This window comes from Pseudomonas sp. SED1 (assembly GCF_034044025.1).
GTDB lineage: Bacteria > Pseudomonadota > Gammaproteobacteria > Pseudomonadales > Pseudomonadaceae > Aquipseudomonas.
In genome coordinates this window covers 1-17,793 of record NZ_JAXCIS010000147.1, presented here as the reverse complement: position 1 = coordinate 17,793, position 17,793 = coordinate 1, and the positions used below count along the sequence as shown (strand labels likewise).

17 protein-coding genes and 3 tRNA genes are annotated in these 17,793 nt (G+C 60.4%); 10 read left to right on the top strand and 10 right to left on the bottom strand.

Going from position 1 to position 17,793, the window contains the following annotated elements; all coding sequences use genetic code 11:
* The 3 genes from SNL23_RS18955 to SNL23_RS18945 all read left to right on the top strand — a co-directional run bounded on the left by SNL23_RS18955 (position 1) and on the right by SNL23_RS18945 (position 335).
* A tRNA-Gly gene (locus tag SNL23_RS18955) sits at positions 1-76 on the top strand.
* Positions 77-180: 104 nt separating this feature from the next.
* A tRNA-Glu gene (locus SNL23_RS18950) sits at positions 181-256 on the top strand.
* A 3-nt stretch (positions 257-259) separates the two neighbouring features.
* Positions 260-335: transfer RNA gene (locus tag SNL23_RS18945), tRNA-Gly, on the top strand.
* A gap of 99 nt (positions 336-434) precedes the next feature.
* Here the strand turns inward: SNL23_RS18945 and SNL23_RS18940 are convergent.
* From SNL23_RS18940 to SNL23_RS18910, 7 genes are all read right to left on the bottom strand, one after another.
* Complete coding sequence (locus SNL23_RS18940; RefSeq protein ID WP_167663573.1) at positions 435-980, bottom strand: hypothetical protein; 546 nt, start codon at positions 978-980, stop codon at positions 435-437.
* Positions 977-1,303, bottom strand: a complete 327-nt coding sequence (locus SNL23_RS18935) for a hypothetical protein (protein WP_167663572.1) — start codon at positions 1,301-1,303, stop codon at positions 977-979. Before SNL23_RS18935 ends, SNL23_RS18940 begins: the two co-directional genes overlap by 4 nt.
* A 117-nt stretch (positions 1,304-1,420) precedes the next feature.
* Positions 1,421-2,638, bottom strand: coding sequence for a phospholipase D-like domain-containing protein (locus tag SNL23_RS18930; RefSeq protein WP_318303099.1), 1,218 nt, complete (start codon positions 2,636-2,638; stop codon positions 1,421-1,423).
* Positions 2,639-2,696: 58 nt separating this feature from the next.
* A complete protein-coding gene (locus tag SNL23_RS18925; RefSeq protein WP_076015262.1) occupies positions 2,697-3,344 on the bottom strand; it encodes a MotA/TolQ/ExbB proton channel family protein in 648 nt (215 codons plus the stop codon).
* A gap of 17 nt (positions 3,345-3,361) precedes the next feature.
* Positions 3,362-5,644 carry a TonB-dependent receptor gene (locus SNL23_RS18920; protein ID WP_076015263.1) on the bottom strand — a complete coding sequence of 761 codons (2,283 nt, stop codon included), beginning with the start codon at positions 5,642-5,644 and terminating at the stop codon, positions 3,362-3,364.
* Positions 5,645-5,668: 24 nt separating this feature from the next.
* Positions 5,669-6,403, bottom strand: a complete 735-nt coding sequence (locus SNL23_RS18915) for an energy transducer TonB family protein (RefSeq protein WP_076015264.1) — start codon at positions 6,401-6,403, stop codon at positions 5,669-5,671.
* A gap of 2 nt (positions 6,404-6,405) precedes the next feature.
* Positions 6,406-6,813 carry an ExbD/TolR family protein gene (locus SNL23_RS18910; protein ID WP_076015265.1) on the bottom strand — a complete coding sequence of 136 codons (408 nt, stop codon included), beginning with the start codon at positions 6,811-6,813 and terminating at the stop codon, positions 6,406-6,408.
* 189 nt (positions 6,814-7,002) lie between these two features.
* On the opposite strand from SNL23_RS18910, the gene SNL23_RS18905 reads away from it, so the two are divergent.
* Together SNL23_RS18905 and SNL23_RS18900 are read left to right on the top strand one after the other, a co-directional pair.
* Positions 7,003-7,557, top strand: coding sequence for a GNAT family N-acetyltransferase (locus tag SNL23_RS18905; RefSeq protein WP_076015266.1), 555 nt, complete (start codon positions 7,003-7,005; stop codon positions 7,555-7,557).
* The gene (locus tag SNL23_RS18900; protein WP_318303098.1) at positions 7,557-9,125 is read left to right on the top strand and encodes an alkaline phosphatase D family protein; all 1,569 of its coding nucleotides are present in this window, start codon (positions 7,557-7,559) and stop codon (positions 9,123-9,125) included. The genes SNL23_RS18905 and SNL23_RS18900 overlap by 1 nt, the downstream gene beginning before the upstream one ends.
* A gap of 180 nt (positions 9,126-9,305) precedes the next feature.
* On the opposite strand, the gene SNL23_RS18895 is transcribed toward SNL23_RS18900, so the two are convergent.
* Positions 9,306-9,932: a hypothetical protein gene (locus SNL23_RS18895; RefSeq protein WP_076015348.1), complete on the bottom strand. Its 627-nt coding sequence runs from the start codon at positions 9,930-9,932 to the stop codon at positions 9,306-9,308.
* 91 nt (positions 9,933-10,023) lie between these two features.
* Between SNL23_RS18895 and SNL23_RS18890 the strand changes: the two genes are divergently transcribed.
* Positions 10,024-10,956, top strand: coding sequence for a LysR family transcriptional regulator (locus tag SNL23_RS18890; RefSeq protein ID WP_076015268.1), 933 nt, complete (start codon positions 10,024-10,026; stop codon positions 10,954-10,956).
* A gap of 106 nt (positions 10,957-11,062) precedes the next feature.
* Here SNL23_RS18890 and SNL23_RS18885 read toward each other — a convergent pair whose 3' ends face one another.
* Positions 11,063-11,470 carry a PA2817 family protein gene (locus SNL23_RS18885; protein ID WP_003217220.1) on the bottom strand — a complete coding sequence of 136 codons (408 nt, stop codon included), beginning with the start codon at positions 11,468-11,470 and terminating at the stop codon, positions 11,063-11,065.
* 74 nt (positions 11,471-11,544) lie between these two features.
* Entirely contained in the window at positions 11,545-13,992 is a 2,448-nt protein-coding gene (locus SNL23_RS18880) for an acyl-CoA dehydrogenase (RefSeq protein ID WP_076015269.1), read from the bottom strand.
* 192 nt (positions 13,993-14,184) lie between these two features.
* On the opposite strand from SNL23_RS18880, the gene SNL23_RS18875 reads away from it, so the two are divergent.
* The 4 genes from SNL23_RS18875 (at position 14,185) to SNL23_RS18860 (ending at position 17,369) form a co-directional block, all read left to right on the top strand.
* Positions 14,185-14,844, top strand: coding sequence for a transglutaminase-like domain-containing protein (locus SNL23_RS18875; protein WP_318303095.1), 660 nt, complete (start codon positions 14,185-14,187; stop codon positions 14,842-14,844).
* A gap of 57 nt (positions 14,845-14,901) precedes the next feature.
* On the top strand, positions 14,902-15,525 hold the full coding sequence (locus tag SNL23_RS18870) for a glutathione S-transferase family protein (RefSeq protein WP_076015271.1): 624 nt from the start codon (positions 14,902-14,904) through the stop codon (positions 15,523-15,525).
* Between the two features lie 135 nt (positions 15,526-15,660).
* Complete coding sequence (locus tag SNL23_RS18865; protein WP_076015272.1) at positions 15,661-16,593, top strand: ABC transporter ATP-binding protein; 933 nt, start codon at positions 15,661-15,663, stop codon at positions 16,591-16,593.
* The gene (locus tag SNL23_RS18860; RefSeq protein ID WP_076015273.1) at positions 16,590-17,369 is read left to right on the top strand and encodes an ABC transporter permease; all 780 of its coding nucleotides are present in this window, start codon (positions 16,590-16,592) and stop codon (positions 17,367-17,369) included. Before SNL23_RS18865 ends, SNL23_RS18860 begins: the two co-directional genes overlap by 4 nt.
* Positions 17,370-17,793 lie beyond the last annotated feature (424 nt).

Here is a 17,793-nt window from a genome sequence, read left to right as displayed (position 1 = left end):
GCGGGAATAGCTCAGTTGGTAGAGCACGACCTTGCCAAGGTCGGGGTCGCGAGTTCGAGTCTCGTTTCCCGCTCCAAATTTAAGCAGTGTTGCTCTCGGGCGGCGCTGAGTGAAACCAGGGCATAATCTTCGGATTTAATCTCTGGGCACTGAAACACACACCATGTGTTTCAGTAGCGTGTCCCCTTCGTCTAGTGGCCTAGGACACCGCCCTTTCACGGCGGTAACAGGGGTTCGAGTCCCCTAGGGGACGCCATTTGCGGGAATAGCTCAGTTGGTAGAGCACGACCTTGCCAAGGTCGGGGTCGCGAGTTCGAGTCTCGTTTCCCGCTCCATATTTAACGAAAACGCCGATCAGCAATGATCGGCGTTTTTGTTTGTGGGTTTTTTATGGGCTGGCGCGCAACGCCCCAACCCACGTTGCGCCTGGGCCGCTAGAAGTTATCCATCGCGTGGCACATCGACAGCCTTCCCGACGGCGTCGGTTCAATCGGATTCCACCGTTCAGCACCCTTCGGCAGTTCGGCCAACTCGAACGCACAACTGCTGGACAGGGACGCGCGCACCATGTAATCCATGCCGGGCTTGGGGATAAAGGTCATGGTGTTGAAACATTGCCGGCCAGCTTGCGGCAGCCCCAGGTAGTGAAAGGCGATGGGCGTGTTCGCCGGAATCACCAGTTCGGACGACACCGCACCGTCCCAGGTGTAAGTCGGCCCCGGCATACCGAGGCTTGCGCCATTGCGGTCGGAGAAGCCGGATTTGGCTGACACCATCACGCCTGCGCCGGGGACATTCCAGTCCAGGCAATCGCGACCGGGCACCGCACGCACCATGCCGTCGCTGATAATGCGCAAGCGCGCCGTCTCGGTGGATGGCGGCGCCGTGTAGGCGGTGTTGAGGGAGCGGATGTTATACACCTGGCCGCAGCCGCTGAGGAGTACCAGGAAGAGGGCGGGAATTACACGTAAAGTGCTCATGGCTGGCGGCAGTTCTGGCTGACCGACAGATGCGGCGCGGGCTCATGGCTGACCATCTGCAAGCCGTCGGCGCCCTGGAAGATAAAATAGGTGCTGCGACAATCCCTGAACGCCTGCGAGTAACCCTCAGCCCGGAATCCCTCCCCGTCGATCTTCTTAGTCACCGTATTATCGCGGCTGACGACAGCGAGTACCTGCTCATAGCTGTCGCCCATCTTCACGCCCGGCACACCGGTGGAGGTCATGGAGTTGGCACAACCTGTCAGCCCGATGGCCGCCAAAACCAGCGCGGCTCCGTACAGTCCATTGCGTATGTTGTTCATCCCTGCTCTCCATCCATGAGTTATGCAGGGTTGGTCAGCGCAAAGGCGAAAAAGTGCAACATTCATATCTGGCAATGTGACATTGCCCGCAAAGTCATGCTCTTTGCGGGCAACGGTTCACGGCTTGCCCGGATGTGGTTCCGGGTACTCGCTCGTCACTTCCAGTGCCTTGGCATACGGCCCGTCCCACAGTTGTTCGTGTAAATCTCCTACACGCTTGGCCATCGCTTCACTGCGCATCACCACTTCCAGGTTGCGCGAGTTATCGAAATAGCCACCCAGCCAGTTACTGGTCCCCACCCAGGCGACTTGCCCATCGATCTCCATGGTTTTGCTGTGAATCACCCGCGCATAAGGAATAAATCCCTGCTTGGCCTCGGGCAGCGTAACAATCTTGACCTCGACATTCGGCAGCACGGCCAGGCTTTTCAGGTACGGCAATTCCAGCGCTTCGGTGTTCCAGTTGGACACCATCAACTTGATCGACACCCCGCGCGCCGCCGCCGCACGCACCGCGTTGTCGATCACCGCGTAATAAGGGCGGGTTCTGTCAGGTCCATAGGAGAGCGGCGCGTAGTCCAGCAGTTGTACACGCACTTCCTTTTTCGCCTCGCCCAGCAGGCGTGGCAGTTCCAGCTGTGAATCACCCACGCCCGGCGGGTTGTAGCGTTGGGGGCTGGCCACCAGGTAGTTGCCGGTGCGCGCCGGTGTAGCGCCCGCGGCGGGCAGGGCGACAGGCTTGTTGGCGGCCAACGCTGCCTGGGCCTGCCAGTCCTGTTCAAAAATCGCCAGGGTCTGCGCCACGACACTTGCATCACTGATGAGCAGCCCGGTTTCGTGGATATGCTCCAGCGAACGCCAGTCGAAGTTCTGGCTGCCGATAAACGCCTCCTTGCCGTCCACCACCATGTATTTCGCGTGGATGATCCCGCCACTCAGCTTGCCATAGGGCAGGATGCGGAAGGTCAGGTTGGGAATGGCTTTCAGGCGGTCCAGGGTGGAAGCTTCCGACAGCCGCACGCCTTTTTCTTCCAGCAGGAAGCGAATCTTCACCCCACGTTTACCAGCGGCTTCCAGGTGTTCAATCACCTTGTCCATCACCGAGCCAGGATGATCTGCCGCGTAGAACTGGCCGATGTCGATGCGGCTTTTCGCGCCGTCAAACAGCCCGATCCATACCGGGCCGGGCTGGCGCAGGTCCGCCGTTCCCAGTTGCGTGTCCACCGGCACGGTGTGCACCAGTTCAAACCCCGGAATTGAAAAGTCCGCCTGGGCAAGCGGACTGAGGAGCAGGCCTGCAAGGCCGGCGATACGTAACTTTAACGATATGGACATAGGCGTCTCATCGGGCAAAAAGAAAGGGCGGGCGCATGATGCGCCCGCCCCGGGAAGTTCACGCAGTGCGGCTGTGCAGCGGCGCCGGCACCAGGTGCGGCACCTCACCCTGCACGCGGGCACCGGTTGCCGCGCGGATCAGCAGGATTTTCAGCTGGTCGTTGATGCGCTCCAGGCTGTCCTGGAAGAAGTTGTGGAACACCACGCAGAACAGCGCGATGGCGATACCCAAACCCGTGGCGAACAAGGCCGTACCGATACCACCGGAAATCTGGCCCGGGTCGGACACGCCGGCAGTGGCCAGCGCCTTGAAGGTGTCGATGATGCCGAGAATGGTGCCCAGCAGGCCGAGCAGCGGCGCGGCGGTGGTGATGGTTTCGATGATCCACAGGCTGCGGGACAGCGGCGCGCGGGTCTTGAGGTACTGGGTTTCGATCTCGTCGTCCAGGTCCTTGCGCGAACCATGGGAAGCCTTCTGCGCCAGGATCGGCAGCACCATGCTCAGCGGCAGGCTGTCGCGGCGGGTCAGGTTTTCCGGCAGGTCACGCTCGCTGTGCACATTGGCGCCCAGCACTTCAGTCAGCGCACGGGCCTGGCGGCGCACGTAGGCGAAGTAGAGGCCACGTTCGATGGTGATGAAGATTGCAATCGCCAGGGCGGCGTACATCACATAAAAGGTGATTTGGTGAAGCAGGTTCATGTCCATGATGCTGAGCCTCGCAGTTAGAAATTGGCTTCCAGGGAAACGGTGACGGTGCGGTCAAGCCCAACGATGTAAGCCGGGTCGCCGTCGCGGAAACCGCTGTAGCTCGCCGAGTTGGTCTTGGTGGTGTACACGCCGTCCAGGTACTTCTTGTCGAACAGGTTGTCGACGTTCAGGCGCAGGGTTGCGTCCTTGACGACTTTCTTGTCCACCGGCAGGTAGATACCGGCGCCGAGGTTGAAAATGGTGCGGGCGGAGATGGCTTCGTCGTTGGTCAGGTCGCCATAGAGCTTGCTGGTGAACTTGCCGCCGAAGGTGCCGTAGAAGCGCCCGTCGTCATAGCCGACGTTGGCTGCCAGCATGTTGGTCGGCACGTTAGCGAATTGCTTGCCGCTGGTGGGCAGCACGATCGGCTTGCCGGCGCTGTAGACGGTCAGGTCATCCTGCTGCTTGGAGCTGGTGTAGGTGTAGGAGGTGTAGTAGTTGAAGTTGTGCGGCAGCTTGCCGCTCCACTCCAGTTCCAGGCCTTTGTTGATGACGGTGCCGGCGTTGATGTCGGCGGAATCACCGTTGCTGTCCAAGGAGGTGAGCTGGCGATTCTTGAACTGCATGTAGAACAGGGTGGCGGCGAGGGTGCTGTCTTCGCCGGTGTAGCGCCAGCCCAGTTCCTGGTTCCAGCTGAGCTCCGGCTTGGAGTCGAGGGAGCCGACGCCTTTGTCGTACAGCACGTAGTTCTGTGGAATCCGCATGTTGCGCGACAGGCTGTAGAACAGCTGGTCACGCTCGTCGATCTGGTACTTCAGGCCGGCGTTGGGCAGCAGTTTGTTGTAGGTCTGGTTGGCCTTGCCCGGTTGCTCGGTGAGGCTGCCGTGGTTGGTGCCTTCACGCTCGACATTCATATAGGCAATGCCTGCGATCAGCGTCCAGTCCGAGTTGATGTACCAGGTGTCCTGGGCCCAGACTTTCTGCGCCGGGGTGACGGTGTAGCGGTCGCGACCCTGGACGGTGTTGCCATTGGCGTCGACCACGGAGTTGCCGTCCGGCCAGGTGTCGCTCGGCTTGCCATTGTTCTTCAGGGCAATGAACGGTTGGGTCTGGCTTTGGCGGGCGCGTTCGTACCAGTAGCCGAATTGCAGGCTGTGGTCGCCCAGGTCCCAGTTCAGCTTGGTGGTGATGCCCGGGCGCCAGGTCTGGGTGCGCGAAGGGCGGTAGTAGACGCCGGTGGTTGCGGAACCGTCGGCGTTGTATTGGGCCTGCGTCGGCAGGTTACCGAGGTCGAAAACACCGCCCTTGTTCGAGCCGCTGTTCAGCGCATAGGCCGAGGAGCCCACGCCGCTGCCGTTGCCGTAGTAGTAATACGGGATCACCGAGAGGGACAGGTTGTCGCTCAGTTTGTACTGGGTGTTGAGCACGGCGGTGAAGGTCTGGAACGGGTTCTGCGCCAGGTCGTAGTAGCTGCTGATTTTGCCGTTGGAACCCACCGCCGGTGTCGCCGGGTACGGGTCGTACTTGCGGCCGTACTGCTGGAACTGCGACTTGGTCAACTGGCTGTAACTGTTGTTGTCCTGCTCGTGGTACTTGAGGATCAGGTTGGCGGTGTTGCCGTTGCCGGCGTCGAAGAAGCTGTTCCACTCCACCTTGTCTGCGCGCACGGCACCCGAGCCGCGCCACATCTGGCCTTCGGTGTGGGAGGCCGACAGCCAGTTGCTCAGGCCGTTGACTTCACCGGTATTGAGGCGGGCGAAGGTCTTGCGGGTGGCATTGCTGCCGACCACTTGCTTGACGAAGGCACCGGTTTCCTTGGTGGGGCGAGTGGTCACGATACCGATGTTGCCGCCGCTGGAACCGATGTGCGGGCCGTCGGCTTCCGACGAGCCTTGGGTGACGAAGATCTGGTCGATGTTTTCCGGGTCGCCCAACAGGTTGGAGTACAACGCATAGTTGCCGGAGTCGTTGATTGGCATACCGTCCACCGACATGCCCACCTGGTCGGAGTTCATGCCGCGCATGGTGAAGCGGAAGCCCGAGAGGCCGGTGTTGTCTTCGCTGGAGATGTTCAGGCCCGGGGTGTACTTGAGCTTGTCGATGGCGTTGCCGGTGGCCGTCTGTTTGTCCAAGGCTTCCTTGGTGATGGTCGAGCGGCCCTTGGCGCTCTCTTCCTGAACCATGTAACCGCCCCCCGCGGTTGCCTTGCCCTGTACCCCAATGGTCCCGACGTCACTGTCGCTGGTGTCTGCCATGACCATTCCATGGGTCATGCTCGTCGCGGCAACGAGTGCCAGATGAATCCGGGTGAACTTCATCACTGTCGTCCTGGTGGTGTGTGCTTATTGCACGCTGTAGTTGAAGGTGGCGGTGAAGCGCTGCTCGTTACGTCCACCGAAGGCTTGTTCGGGGAACGGTTTCACCTGCTTGATACGGCGCAGGCTGTTCGTGGCGGCCCGGTTGAGCAGCATGCTCGGCCCCGGGGTCTGGATCCCGGAGTCGAGAACGCGGCCTTGGCGGTCGACCATTAACCAGACAACCACCTCGCCACTCGGGCGTTCGAGGGACGCCTGGCGCCCGGTGGGGTATTGCTTGTATGTGTCCAGCTCGTTGCGCAAACCCTTGAGGTAGCCGCCTTCCAGTGCCTGGCCGTCGACTTTCGGCGGCGCGGGCGGTGCTGCGGGTGCCGGCGTGGGTGCGGGAGCGGCTTGCACGGGCTTGGCGGCGACCGGCGCGGGTGCAGGCACAGGCGTCGGTTTGGCGACCACCGGCTTGGGCACGGGTTTCGGCTTGGGCTCAGGTTTTGGCAGTGGCTTTGGCACCGGTTTGGGGGGCGGAGGCGGCGGGGCGGGTTCGGCCTCTTCGTCTTCGATCACCGGTGGCGGTGGCTCTTGCTCCACCACGGGCTCGGGGACCACTTCCGGCTCGGGCTCCACCAGGGCAAGTTCAACCGCCGACTCGTCGTACTGTGGCTGAATCTTCAGGGGTTGGGACTGGATACCCAGTGCAATCAGCACCAGGGCGATCAGGGCCGGGACACTGCCCAGCAGCCGACGCGCACGAAACAAGGCGTACATGATCAGGACTTTTTCGTGGCGATGGAGACAGAGGTAAAGCCACCCACGCGCAGGGTGTCCATCACCTCGACCAGGCGAGAAACTTCGACGCCTTTGTCACTGTTGACGATGATCGTCGACTTGCTGTCAGGCTTCTCGGCAGCCTTGAGTGCTGGCACCAACGCCTCGACGCTCATGTCCTTGCCGTCGAGCTGCAACTGCCCTTCCAGACCCAGGGTCAGGATGAATTTATTTTGCGGCTTGAGCTGTTGTGAACTGCTGGCGCTCGGCAACTGAGTCTTCATGCCCAGGGCCGGAATCACGTTCAAACTCACCAGTACAAAAAACACCAACAGGAACATCATCACGTCGATCATCGGGATCAGTTCGATGTGTGCCTTGCGCTTTTTGGGTTCATCCCAAGTTCTCATTCCGCTACCCCGCCGTTGATTAGGGGCGACACGCTAGCAACCAAAAATGACCGAATGGTTAACTTTAATTTAAGCTTTTAAGGCTCTAGGACGCGTCTTACAGACGACTCGTGGGTCTGTTTAACTACGTAATGAAACTGACACGACGCGAGTACATTCTTGGAGAATTTATTTCGCGAGTCCCTTTGCATGAGCACTGTACTGCCGCATTTATCTACCCAGCGTTTGCTGTTGAAGCCTCTGCAAAAGGAGCAGGCCGAGACGTTGTCGGTGCTGGCCAACGGTCCCGATATTGCGAACAACACGGCTGCGATTCCATCGCCTTACACCTTGGAAACCGCACACGTCTTTATTGATGGCCAGGCAGAGAATTACCGCTCGGGGCATTCACTGGGGCTGGGTATTCATTTGCGGGAAACGGGCGAATTGATCGGCGTGATCAGCCTCAGGTTATCTGCGGCTCATAGGAGTGGGCACCTCGGGTATTGGGTGGCCGCCCATTGTCGAAGCCAGGGTTATGCCGCCGAAGCAGCGGCGCAGATCATGGCGTTTGGGTTTAGCGAATTGGCGCTGCAGCGTGTGGGCAGCCAGTGCTTTGCCCGTAACAAAGGGTCCGCTCGGGTCATGGAAAAAATCGGCTTGGGTTACGAAGGGTGCATGAAGGGCGCCTTCCTCAAGAACGGGGTCCACGAGGACATGTTGTTGTACGGCCTGGTGCGTGCCGACTGGACGGAGCGCGGTTGATGAGCGTCGATCACGACCGCCGTCGCGTACTGGGCGGGCTTGCAGTTGCCACCGCGTTTTCGATCCTCAGTCCTTTTGCCCGCAGTGCAGGCATCGACTATCCCTTCACCCTCGGCGTGGCTTCAGGCGATCCGTTGCCCGATGGTTTCGTGATCTGGACGCGCCTCGCGCCGTTGTTCAATGCCGCAGACGGTCGCGGCGGATTGAACCGAGCGGTGCCGGTGCGCTGGAAGGTGGCCAGTGATGCGGCGATGACGCGGGTTGTGCGCCAGGGCGAGGTGATGGCCAGCGAGCGTTTCGCCCATTCGGTGCATGTGGAAGTCGCCGGGCTGGAAGCGGGTCGACCGTACTGGTACCAGTTCGAAGGCCTCGGCGCGCAAAGCCCGGTGGGGCAGTCGCGCACGGCCCCGGCGGTGCATGCCATGGCGTCGGCGCAACTGGGTTTTGTCTCCTGCTCCCATTGGGAGCGAGGCTACTTCAGCGCCTATCGTCACTTGGCGGCCGAGCAGCCGGACCTGGTGTTTTTCCTCGGTGATTACATCTACGACAGTTCCTACGCGGCCGACTCCGGCAAGATCATTCGCCCCCACGGCAGTGGCAATGCGCTGAACCTGGTGGATTACCGCAACCGTTACTCTCTGTACAAGACCGATCCGGATTTGCAGGCACTGCATGCCGCGGCGCCGAGTGTGGTCACCTGGGACGATCATGAGGTGCAAAACGACTACGCGAGTCAGTGGTCCCAGGACCCGAACATCCCGGCGGCGAGTTTTCTCAAGCAGCGGGCGGCGGCCTATCAGGCGTTCTATGAACATATGCCGCTGCGCTTGAGCAGCTTGCCGCGAGGGCCGGACATGCGCATTTATCGGCGTTTGGATTACGGCCGACTGGCGCGTTTCCATGTGCTGGATGGTCGCCAGTACCGCTCCGAGCAGCCGTGCATTCTGGCCAATGGCAGCCACAAGGGGCATATCGCCGCGAATACCTGTGCCGACCTGCGCGATCCCCGCCGCACCATGCTCGGCTGGGAGCAGGAAGCATGGCTGGATCAGGGCTTTGCCGAGTCCCGGGCACAATGGAACGTGATCGCCCAGGACCTGTTGGTCGCGCCGCTCACACAACGAGACCTGACCAACCACAAGCCTGGCCGCTGGACCGATGGATGGGATGGTTACATGGCCAACCGTGAACGGATACTCGCTTCGATAGTGCGCAGGAAGGTGAATAACCCGGTGTTCTGGGGCGGCGATATTCACTCGTTCTGGGCGACGGACCTGCACGCTGATGGAGGGAATCTGGATTCGCCGGTGGTCGCTACCGAGTTTGTCGGCACGTCGGTGACCTCTGACGGGCCGCCGTTTGAGGCGTTCAATGCGATCCTGCCCCTCAATCCCCATGTGAAGTTTTTCGACAGCCGCCAGCGCGGCTATGTGTCGGTGGCGCTTGGGGAGAAGAGCATGCTGACGCACTTTCGGGTGATTTCCGATCCGAAGGATCCGAATGCCAGCGTCTCGACCCTCAAGTCGTTTGTGGTGGAGCCGAGCAGGGCGGGAGCGATTGCGGTTTGACTAGCTGAGGAGGGCTTTTGTGGCGAGGGGGCTTGTCCCCCGTTGGGCTGCGAAGCGGCCCCGAAAATCTCATGCCGGGCTCTGCCTGAAGGGAAGCTGATTGCCTTCTGGGGCCGCTGCGCAGCCCAACGGGGGACAAGCCCCCTCGCCACAGGTTGTTTGCCAGCCAGAAGAGGATTCTCAATCCAGGCTGTATCGCACCGATAGTGCCCCTTTTTTTTCCGAAAGGGCCAGGATCTTTATCTGGCCCACGTCCCCCAATGCCTGCACATGCGTACCGCCGCAGGCATAGGCCGGCAGCTCGCCAAAACCCACTTCCCGCGTGCCTTCATCCAGTGCCATGTGGCGCGGCAGGTTGGCGGCGATCCATTGGTCGACTTGCCGCTGAATCACCTCGGCGTCCATGGCCTGGGCTGACGTACCGCGAATAAAGGTGATCTTGCCTTCGCCCGGCCAGTGATGGGCCTTGATCGGCATCCAGCCCAGGGTTTCGCCGGCATTGCCGATCAGGTGCCCGGCCGAGTGCAGGCGCGTGTGCAAGGTGCGGCGGTCTTCATCGACGCGTGCCTGTATCGCGCCGGGTGCTAAGGGGCGGTCGACGTAATGCACGATGCGATCGCCTTCCTGCACGACCTTCAACACCTGGCTTTCTCCCAGCCAGCCGGTGTCGCAAGGCTGGCCGCCACCTTGGGGGTGGAAGATCGTTGACTGCAGGGTCACTGCAAATTGGTTATCAAAAGGCGTGCATCCCAGCACTTCAAGTTCGGCATTCAAGTGGTCATGGGTAAAAAACAAGCGCTGGGTCATCATCTACATCCGCATCAGGGTTTCGATCCGGCAGTATAAGAAGTGCGCCAATGGGTGATAATCCGTTCAAATCTCAATGGACTTGTGCGTCATGAGCATCAATCTTCCCTTGCCACTACTCGGTGAAATGGCGATTTTCGTCAAGGTGGTGGAAACCGGCAGCTTCTCAGAAGCCGCGCGGCAGTTGGGTGCATCGCCGTCGTCCGTGAGCCGCAGCATCTCGCGCCTGGAAAAAGCCCTGGCGACTCGCCTGCTGCAACGGACCACGCGCAAGTTGCGCCTCAGCGAAGGGGGCGAAGAGGTATTCAAGCGCTGCCAGGAAATGGTCAGCGCCGCGCGTTCGGTGATGGAAATCAGCGGGCAGTACACCCATGAAGCCGAAGGGCTGGTGCGGGTCAGCGTGCCCAAGGCGGTGGGGCGGTTTGTGGTGCATCCGCATATGCCGGAGTTTCTGCGGCGTTATCCCAAGGTCGATGTGCAATTGATCCTTGAGGACCGGCATGTTGACCTGATTGATGACAATGTCGACCTGAGCATCCGCATCACCGACAGCCCGCCGCCGGGCCTGGTGGGGCGGCAATTGCTGCCAATCGAGCATTTGATCTGCGCCACGCCGCAGTATCTGGCCGAGCATGGTACGCCGCAGCATCCCCATGACTTGCTGGAGCACAGTTGCATCTACCTGGGCGAGACGTCGGGGGATGCGCGCTGGAAGTTTCGCCAGGGCAGCAAGGCGGTGACAGTCGGGGTGCGCGGGCGGTATGCGGCCAATCACACCGGGGTGCGGCTGGATGCGGTGTTGCAGCACGTGGGGATTGGCAGCTTGCCGTATTTCACGGCGCGGCATGCGCTGGAAGCGGGGGAGGTGGTGCAGGTGTTGCCGGGTTGGGATTTTATCGCGTCGTACCACGGGGATGCCTGGTTGCTGCATTCGCCGACGCGGTATCTGCCGCCGAAGTTGCGGGTGTTTATTGATTATTTGGTGGAGTGCATGGCTAAAGAGCCAACGCTGAAGAAACTGTAGGAGCGAGCTTGCTCGCGATGGACGTTAACGATAACGCGTGCATCCTGAATGCACGCGGCGCCTTTGAGTTCTTCGCGAGCAAGCTCGCTCCTACAGTGGGTCCGTGTTAGTGCTTGGGCTGGTCATTGGACATGGCCAACAACTGCTTTTCCTGGTTCCAGTCGAACGGTTCGTCGTTCTGTTCAGCTTCGAAGCGACGTTCTTCCAGGGCCTGGTACAGGTCTAGTTCGTCGTCGGGCATGAAGTGCAGACAGTCGCCACCGAAGAACCACAGCAGGTCGCGCGGCACCAAGTGAGCAATTTGCGGGTAGCGCAGGATGACCTGGCTCATCATGTCCTGGCCCAGGTACTGGCTTTCGATCGGGTCGATCGGCAGCAGGGCGCGCAGTTCATCGAAGCGCTCCAGGAACAGAAGGTGGCTTTCCTCGGGAACCTGTTCGGCTTCGCCGACGGCAACCAGGATGCTGCGCAGGTGGTCGAGCAAGACGAGATGATCGGCAACGACATTGGACACGAGATAAGTCCTCAAGAGCAAAACGGGCGCGAGAGTATATAGCTCAAGCGCCCGTTTTTATATGACCGCTGGGATCAGCGGACTTTTCCCTCAGCCTGGCTCAGCTCTTCCTTGCTGAAATCATCCACGTCGATCACCTTGCGTCGCGCTGCTTCGGCGTCACGCAGGGTTTGCGCCTCGGCCGGTTGCAGCACGCCGGCATGCAGCGCGGCGTCGATGGCATGTTCGCCAGCGGTCGGTTTGACCTGGCCGCTCTTGAGGCCTTCGTGGAGTTTTTTCTGCAACGGGTGGCTGTCGGCCAACAGGTCGTAGGCATGTTGCAGGGCGCCCACCGGATCTTCTGCGGACTGTGGGCGATAGCAGCCCGCCAGCACTGCTTCCAGGGCCGGGTCACCCTTGGCGCGACCAATCACCGCGGCCACTTCTGCATCCAGCGCATCGGACGGGCCCTTATGGCGACGACCGAGCGGGAACACGATCACCCGCAACAGGCAACCCAGCACCTTGTTCGGGAAGTTGGTCAGCAGTTCATCCAGTGCGCGCTCGGAGTGGCCAAGGCTTTCTTCCATGGCCCAGGCGAACAGCGGTTCCAGGTGGTCTGGCGAATCCAGGTCGTGATAACGCTTGAGCGCCGCCGATGCCAGGTACATATGGCTCAGCACATCACCGAGGCGCGCCGACAGGCGTTCGCGACGTTTCAATTCGCCGCCCAGCAGCATCATGCTCAGGTCAGCCAGCATTGCGAACGCAGCGGCCTGACGGTTGAGTGCGCGGAAGTAGCCTTGGCTCAAGCGGTTGCCCGGGGCTTTTTCGAAGTGGCCGAAACCGAGGTTCAGCACCAGGGTGCTGGCGGCGTTGCTCACGGCAAACCCGATGTGCTGCAGCAGCAGTCCGTCGAATTCCTTAAGGGCCTGGTCATGGTCTTCGCGACCGGCCAGGGCCATTTCCTTGAGTACGAACGGATGGCAGCGAATCGCACCCTGACCGAAGATCATCAGGTTGCGCGAGAGGATATTCGCGCCTTCCACGGTGATGAAGATCGGCGCGCCTTGCCAGCTGCGGCCCAAGTAGTTGTTGGGCCCCATGATGATGCCCTTGCCGCCGTGCACGTCCATTGCATGGCTGATGCACTCGCGGCCGCGTTCGGTCAGGTGGTACTTGAGGATCGCCGACAGCACCGAGGGTTTTTCCCCCAGGTCGACGGCATTGGCGGTGAGCATTCGCGCGCTGTCCATCAGCCACGCGTTACCGCCGATGCGGGCCAGGGCTTCCTGGATGCCTTCAAAGGCCGCCAGCGGTACGTTGAACTGCTCGCGCACCTGGGCATATTGGCCGGTCACCAGGCTGGTGAACTTGGCCGCGCCGGTGCCAACTGCTGGCAGGGAAATCGAACGGCCTACCGACAGGCAGTTCATCAGCATCATCCAGCCCTTGCCGAGCATTTCCTGGCCACCGATCAGGAACTCCAGGGGAATGAACACGTCCTTGCCGGAGTTGGGGCCGTTCATGAACGCGGCACCCAGTGGCAGGTGACGGCGGCCAATTTCAACGCCCGGTGTGTCGGTGGGGATTAGCGCGAGGCTGATGCCGAGGTCTTCTTTGTCGCCCAGCAGGTGGTCCGGGTCGTGGGCCTTGAACGCCAGGCCAAGCAAGGTCGCCACCGGGCCGAGGGTGATGTAGCGTTTTTCCCAGTTCAGGCGCAGGCCGAGGGTTTCCTTGCCTTCCCATTCGCCTTTGCAGATCACCCCGGTGTCGGGCATGGAGCCGGCGTCGGAGCCGGCCAGCGGACCGGTCAGGGCAAAACACGGGATATCGTCGCCACGGGCCAGGCGTGGCAGGTAATGGTTGCGTTGTTCATCGGTGCCGTAGTGCAGCAGCAATTCGGCGGGACCGAGGGAGTTGGGCACCATGACCGTGGAGGCGAGGTCGCCGCTGCGGGTCGCGAGCTTCATCGCGACCTGGGAGTGGGCGTAGGCGGAGAAGCCCTTGCCGCCGAATTCCTTGGGGATGATCAGGGCAAAAAAGCCATGCTGCTTGATGTGTTCCCAGGCGGCGGGCGGCAGGTCCATGGCCTGGCCGATTTCCCAGTCGGTGACCATGGCGCACAATTCTTCGGTGGGACCGTCGATGAAGGCTTGTTCTTCTTCGGTCAGTTGCGCCTTGGGATAGGCCAGCAGCTTGTCCCAGTCGGGGCGGCCGCTGAACAGCTCGCCATCCCACCACACGGTGCCGGCGTCGATGGCGTCGCGCTCGGTCTCGGACATCGGCGGCAGGACTTTCTGGAACCAGTTGAACAGCGGCGCGGTGAAGTACTTGCGACGCAGGTCCGGCAGCAGCAGCGGGGCGGCTACCACGGCGATCAGTACCCAGAAGATCAGCAGCAACCAGCCTGGTGCGTGGCTGAAGGCGCCCATCGCCAAGAGGTAGACGGCGACCACGCCGATGGCGGGCAGGGGCGCGATGCGCCGGTGCGCCAGGTAGGCAATGCCCACCACCAGAACCAGTATCCACAACAACAGCATATTCAATCCTCCGTGAAACCAGATGCGAAATCACCTCAGAGCTTAGTCGGCATCCGAACAAGCGGGGTGATGAGGGTGTTACGTGGTGTGCCGACAATGATCAGCACCAGGCGCCGACATTTGGCTGAATCGTCGTTATCCCAGGTGCAGGCCTGTGGTTAGACTCAGGGTTTGCTATCTGAGATTAACCTCATGAATGCGTACTTGAATCCCGGCCGCTTCATCGATAGTGACCACCCTGCGGTGGTGGAGTTCGCCGAAAAACATCGCGGTTCGAGTGCCGCGCCCCCTGACCAGGCAGTCAGTCTTTACTATGCCGTTCGCGAGGCGGTGCGCTACAACCCCTACACGTTCAGCCGCGACCCGCAAACCCTCAGCGGCAGCTTCGCCCTGGCGACCGGCGAGAGTTATTGCGTGCCCAAGGCGACGCTGTTGGCGGCGTGTGCAAGGCACTGCGGGATTCCGGCACGCATCGGCCTGGCTGACGTGCGCAACCACCTCTCGACGCCGCGTTTGATTGAACTGCTCAGAAGTGACGTATTTGCCATGCACGGCTACACCGAGCTGTACCTGGACGGCCGTTGGGTCAAGGCCACGCCCGCGTTCAACCAGCAACTGTGTGAGCTGTTCGACGTGCCGCCCCTGGAGTTCGACGGCATCCACGACAGTGTCTTCCACGCCTTCAATCGCAAGGGCCAGCGGTCAATGGAGTATGTGGTGGACCATGGGCAATTCGCCGAGGTGCCCGAAGAATTCTTCTTTGCCCACATTCAGAAATGTTACCCACACCTGTTTGGCGAGCAGATGCCGATGCTGCTGGGGGACATGCAGAGTGATTTAAGCCGGACGTGATCCGGCGTATGCTGCCCCGGCATTCATCCAACCATCTTTTTCAAAATCGGGGCGGTCATGCTGAAAATCTGGGGTCGTAAAAATTCGTCAAATGTCAGGAAAGCACTGTGGTGCGCCGAGGAGCTCGGCCTGGACTATGAGGCAATTGATGCGGGCGGGGCTTTTGGTGTGGTCGACACGCCGCAATACCGCGCGCTTAACCCCAATGGCCGCGTGCCGATGATTGAAGATGGCGACTTTGTGTTGTGGGAATCCAACACCATCGTGCGCTATCTGGCTGCCAAACATGCACCGGATTCGAATTGGTACCCCGGCGACCTGCAAGCCCGCGCCAACGCTGAAAAGTGGATGGACTGGACCACCTCGACCCTGGCCGAACCCTTCAAGACCGTGTTCTGGGGCGTACTGCGTACCCCTGCTGAAAAGCAGAACTGGGACACCATCCACGCCGGGCGCCAAACCTGTATCGATGTGCTGCAAACCGTCGAGCAGGCCTTGGCGACGCAACCTTACCTCTCCGGCAAAGAGATCGGCATGGGTGATATTCCCTTGGGCTGTTTCATCTATGCCTGGTTCGAGATGCCCATCGAACGCCCGTCGATGCCGAACCTGGAGGCCTGGTACCAGCGCCTGCGCCAGCGTCCGGCCTATCAAAAAGCGGTCATGACCGCGTTGACCTGATACCCACTATTAATACGGGTTACTGTACTTGTGCGGCGCGGACAAGCACCATGCTTGTCACGCGCAGCCGTTGTATTCCGTGCGGTCTGCCCTCATGTAACAATTCTATTCCTCTTCTTTGGTGCGTAATCAGATATGAGTTCCGCTCTGTCCATCCGGCAGCTAACCAAAACCTACGGCAACGGTTTCCAGGCCCTGAGTGGTATCGATCTGGACGTCGCCGAAGGTGATTTCTTCGCCTTGCTCGGCCCCAACGGCGCCGGCAAATCCACCACCATCGGCATTCTCTCGACCCTGGTCAACAAGACCAGCGGCACGGTGAATATCTTTGGCCACGACCTGGATAAATCCCCGGCGGCGCTCAAGCGCAGCATTGGCGTGGTACCCCAGGAGTTCAACTTCAACCAGTTCGAAAAGACCTTCGACATCGTTGTGACCCAAGCCGGTTACTACGGCATCCCGCCGAAGATCGCTAAAGAGCGTGCCGAGCAATACCTCACGCAACTGGGGTTGTGGGACAAGCGCGACGTGCCTTCGCGCTCCCTGTCCGGCGGCATGAAGCGCCGTCTGATGATTGCCCGCGCCCTGGTTCACGAACCGCGGCTGCTGATCCTCGACGAACCGACAGCGGGTGTGGACATCGAACTGCGTCGCTCGATGTGGACCTTCCTCACCGAGCTGAACCAGAAAGGCATCACCATCATCCTCACCACCCACTACCTGGAAGAGGCTGAGCAGCTGTGCCGCAACATCGGCATCATCGACCACGGCACCATCGTCGAAAACACCAGCATGCGTTCACTGCTGAGCCAGTTGCACGTCGAGACCTTCCTGCTCGACCTGAAAAACGACATGACGGTTGCGCCCCAGCTGATCGGCTACCCGAATCGCCTGGTGGACAGCCACACCCTGGAAGTCCAGGTAGACAAAGCCGTGGGCATCACCGCGTTGTTCGGCCAGTTGGCCACCCAGAACATCGAAGTGCTGAGCCTGCGTAACAAAACCAATCGCCTTGAGGAGTTGTTCGTGTCCCTGGTGGAGAAAAATCTGGCGAAGGTGGCGGTATGAGTTCGGAACTGCAACCCAACCTTGTGGCGCTGCAGACCATCGTCTACCGCGAAGTGAAGCGCTTTACCCGGATCTGGCCGCAAACCCTGCTGCCGCCGGCGATTACCATGGTTTTGTACTTTGTGATCTTCGGCAACCTGATTGGTCGGCAGATTGGTGATATGGGTGGTTTCACCTATATGGAATACATCGTGCCGGGGTTGATCATGATGTCGGTGATCACTAACTCCTATGGCAACGTGGTGTCGAGTTTCTTTGGCAGCAAGTTCCAGCGTTCCATCGAGGAATTGATGGTGTCGCCGGTGTCGCCCCATACGATTCTGATCGGCTACACCCTGGGCGGCGTGCTGCGTGGGTTGATGGTCGGGGTGATTGTGACGATGCTGTCGTTGTTCTTTACCCATTTGCAGGTGCATCACCTCGGGATCACCCTGCTGGTGGTGGTGCTGACGGCGACGATCTTTTCGTTGCTGGGCTTTATCAACGCGGTGTTTGCGCGCAATTTTGATGATATTTCGATTATTCCGACGTTTGTGCTGACGCCGTTGACGTACCTGGGTGGGGTGTTTTATTCGATCACCTTGCTGCCGCCGTTCTGGCAGACGGTGTCGTTGGCTAACCCGGTTTTGCACATGGTTAACGCGTTTCGCTATGGGATCTTGGGCGTTTCGGATATCAAGATCAGTGTGGCGATCACGTTTATGCTGGTGGCGACTGTAGTGCTGTATGTGGGGTGTGCGCGGTTGCTGGTGAGTGGGCGTGGGATGCGCACCTAAGCGTTGATTTTGCGTTTTTGGGGGAGTACATATCCGTTTCTTCGGTAACGGCCGCTTAGGGTTCCGCTCTTACAGCGGGTCACTTTTGAAAAGCGCAAAAGTAACCAAAACGCTCTGCCCCGCCTGTCGGCACCTCGCCTAGGCTCGGTGTTCCCTCACTCCGGCACCGCGAAGCGGGCCGCCGCGACGGGCCATCCATGGCCCGGCGCGGCTAAACCGGCGTCCTGCCGGTTTACCCGCTCCGCACTGCCTGCGCTCGGCCTCGGGCTGAATGGGGCAGTCAGATCAAGATCAAAAGCAAAAGCACAGCGGCCTCCCGGCCGGCTTCCTTCTCTGTAGGAGCGAGCTTGCTCGCGAAAAACCTGAGACCGCCGCGTTCATCCAGAATGCCAGCGTCATCGTTAACGACCTTCGCGAGCAAGCC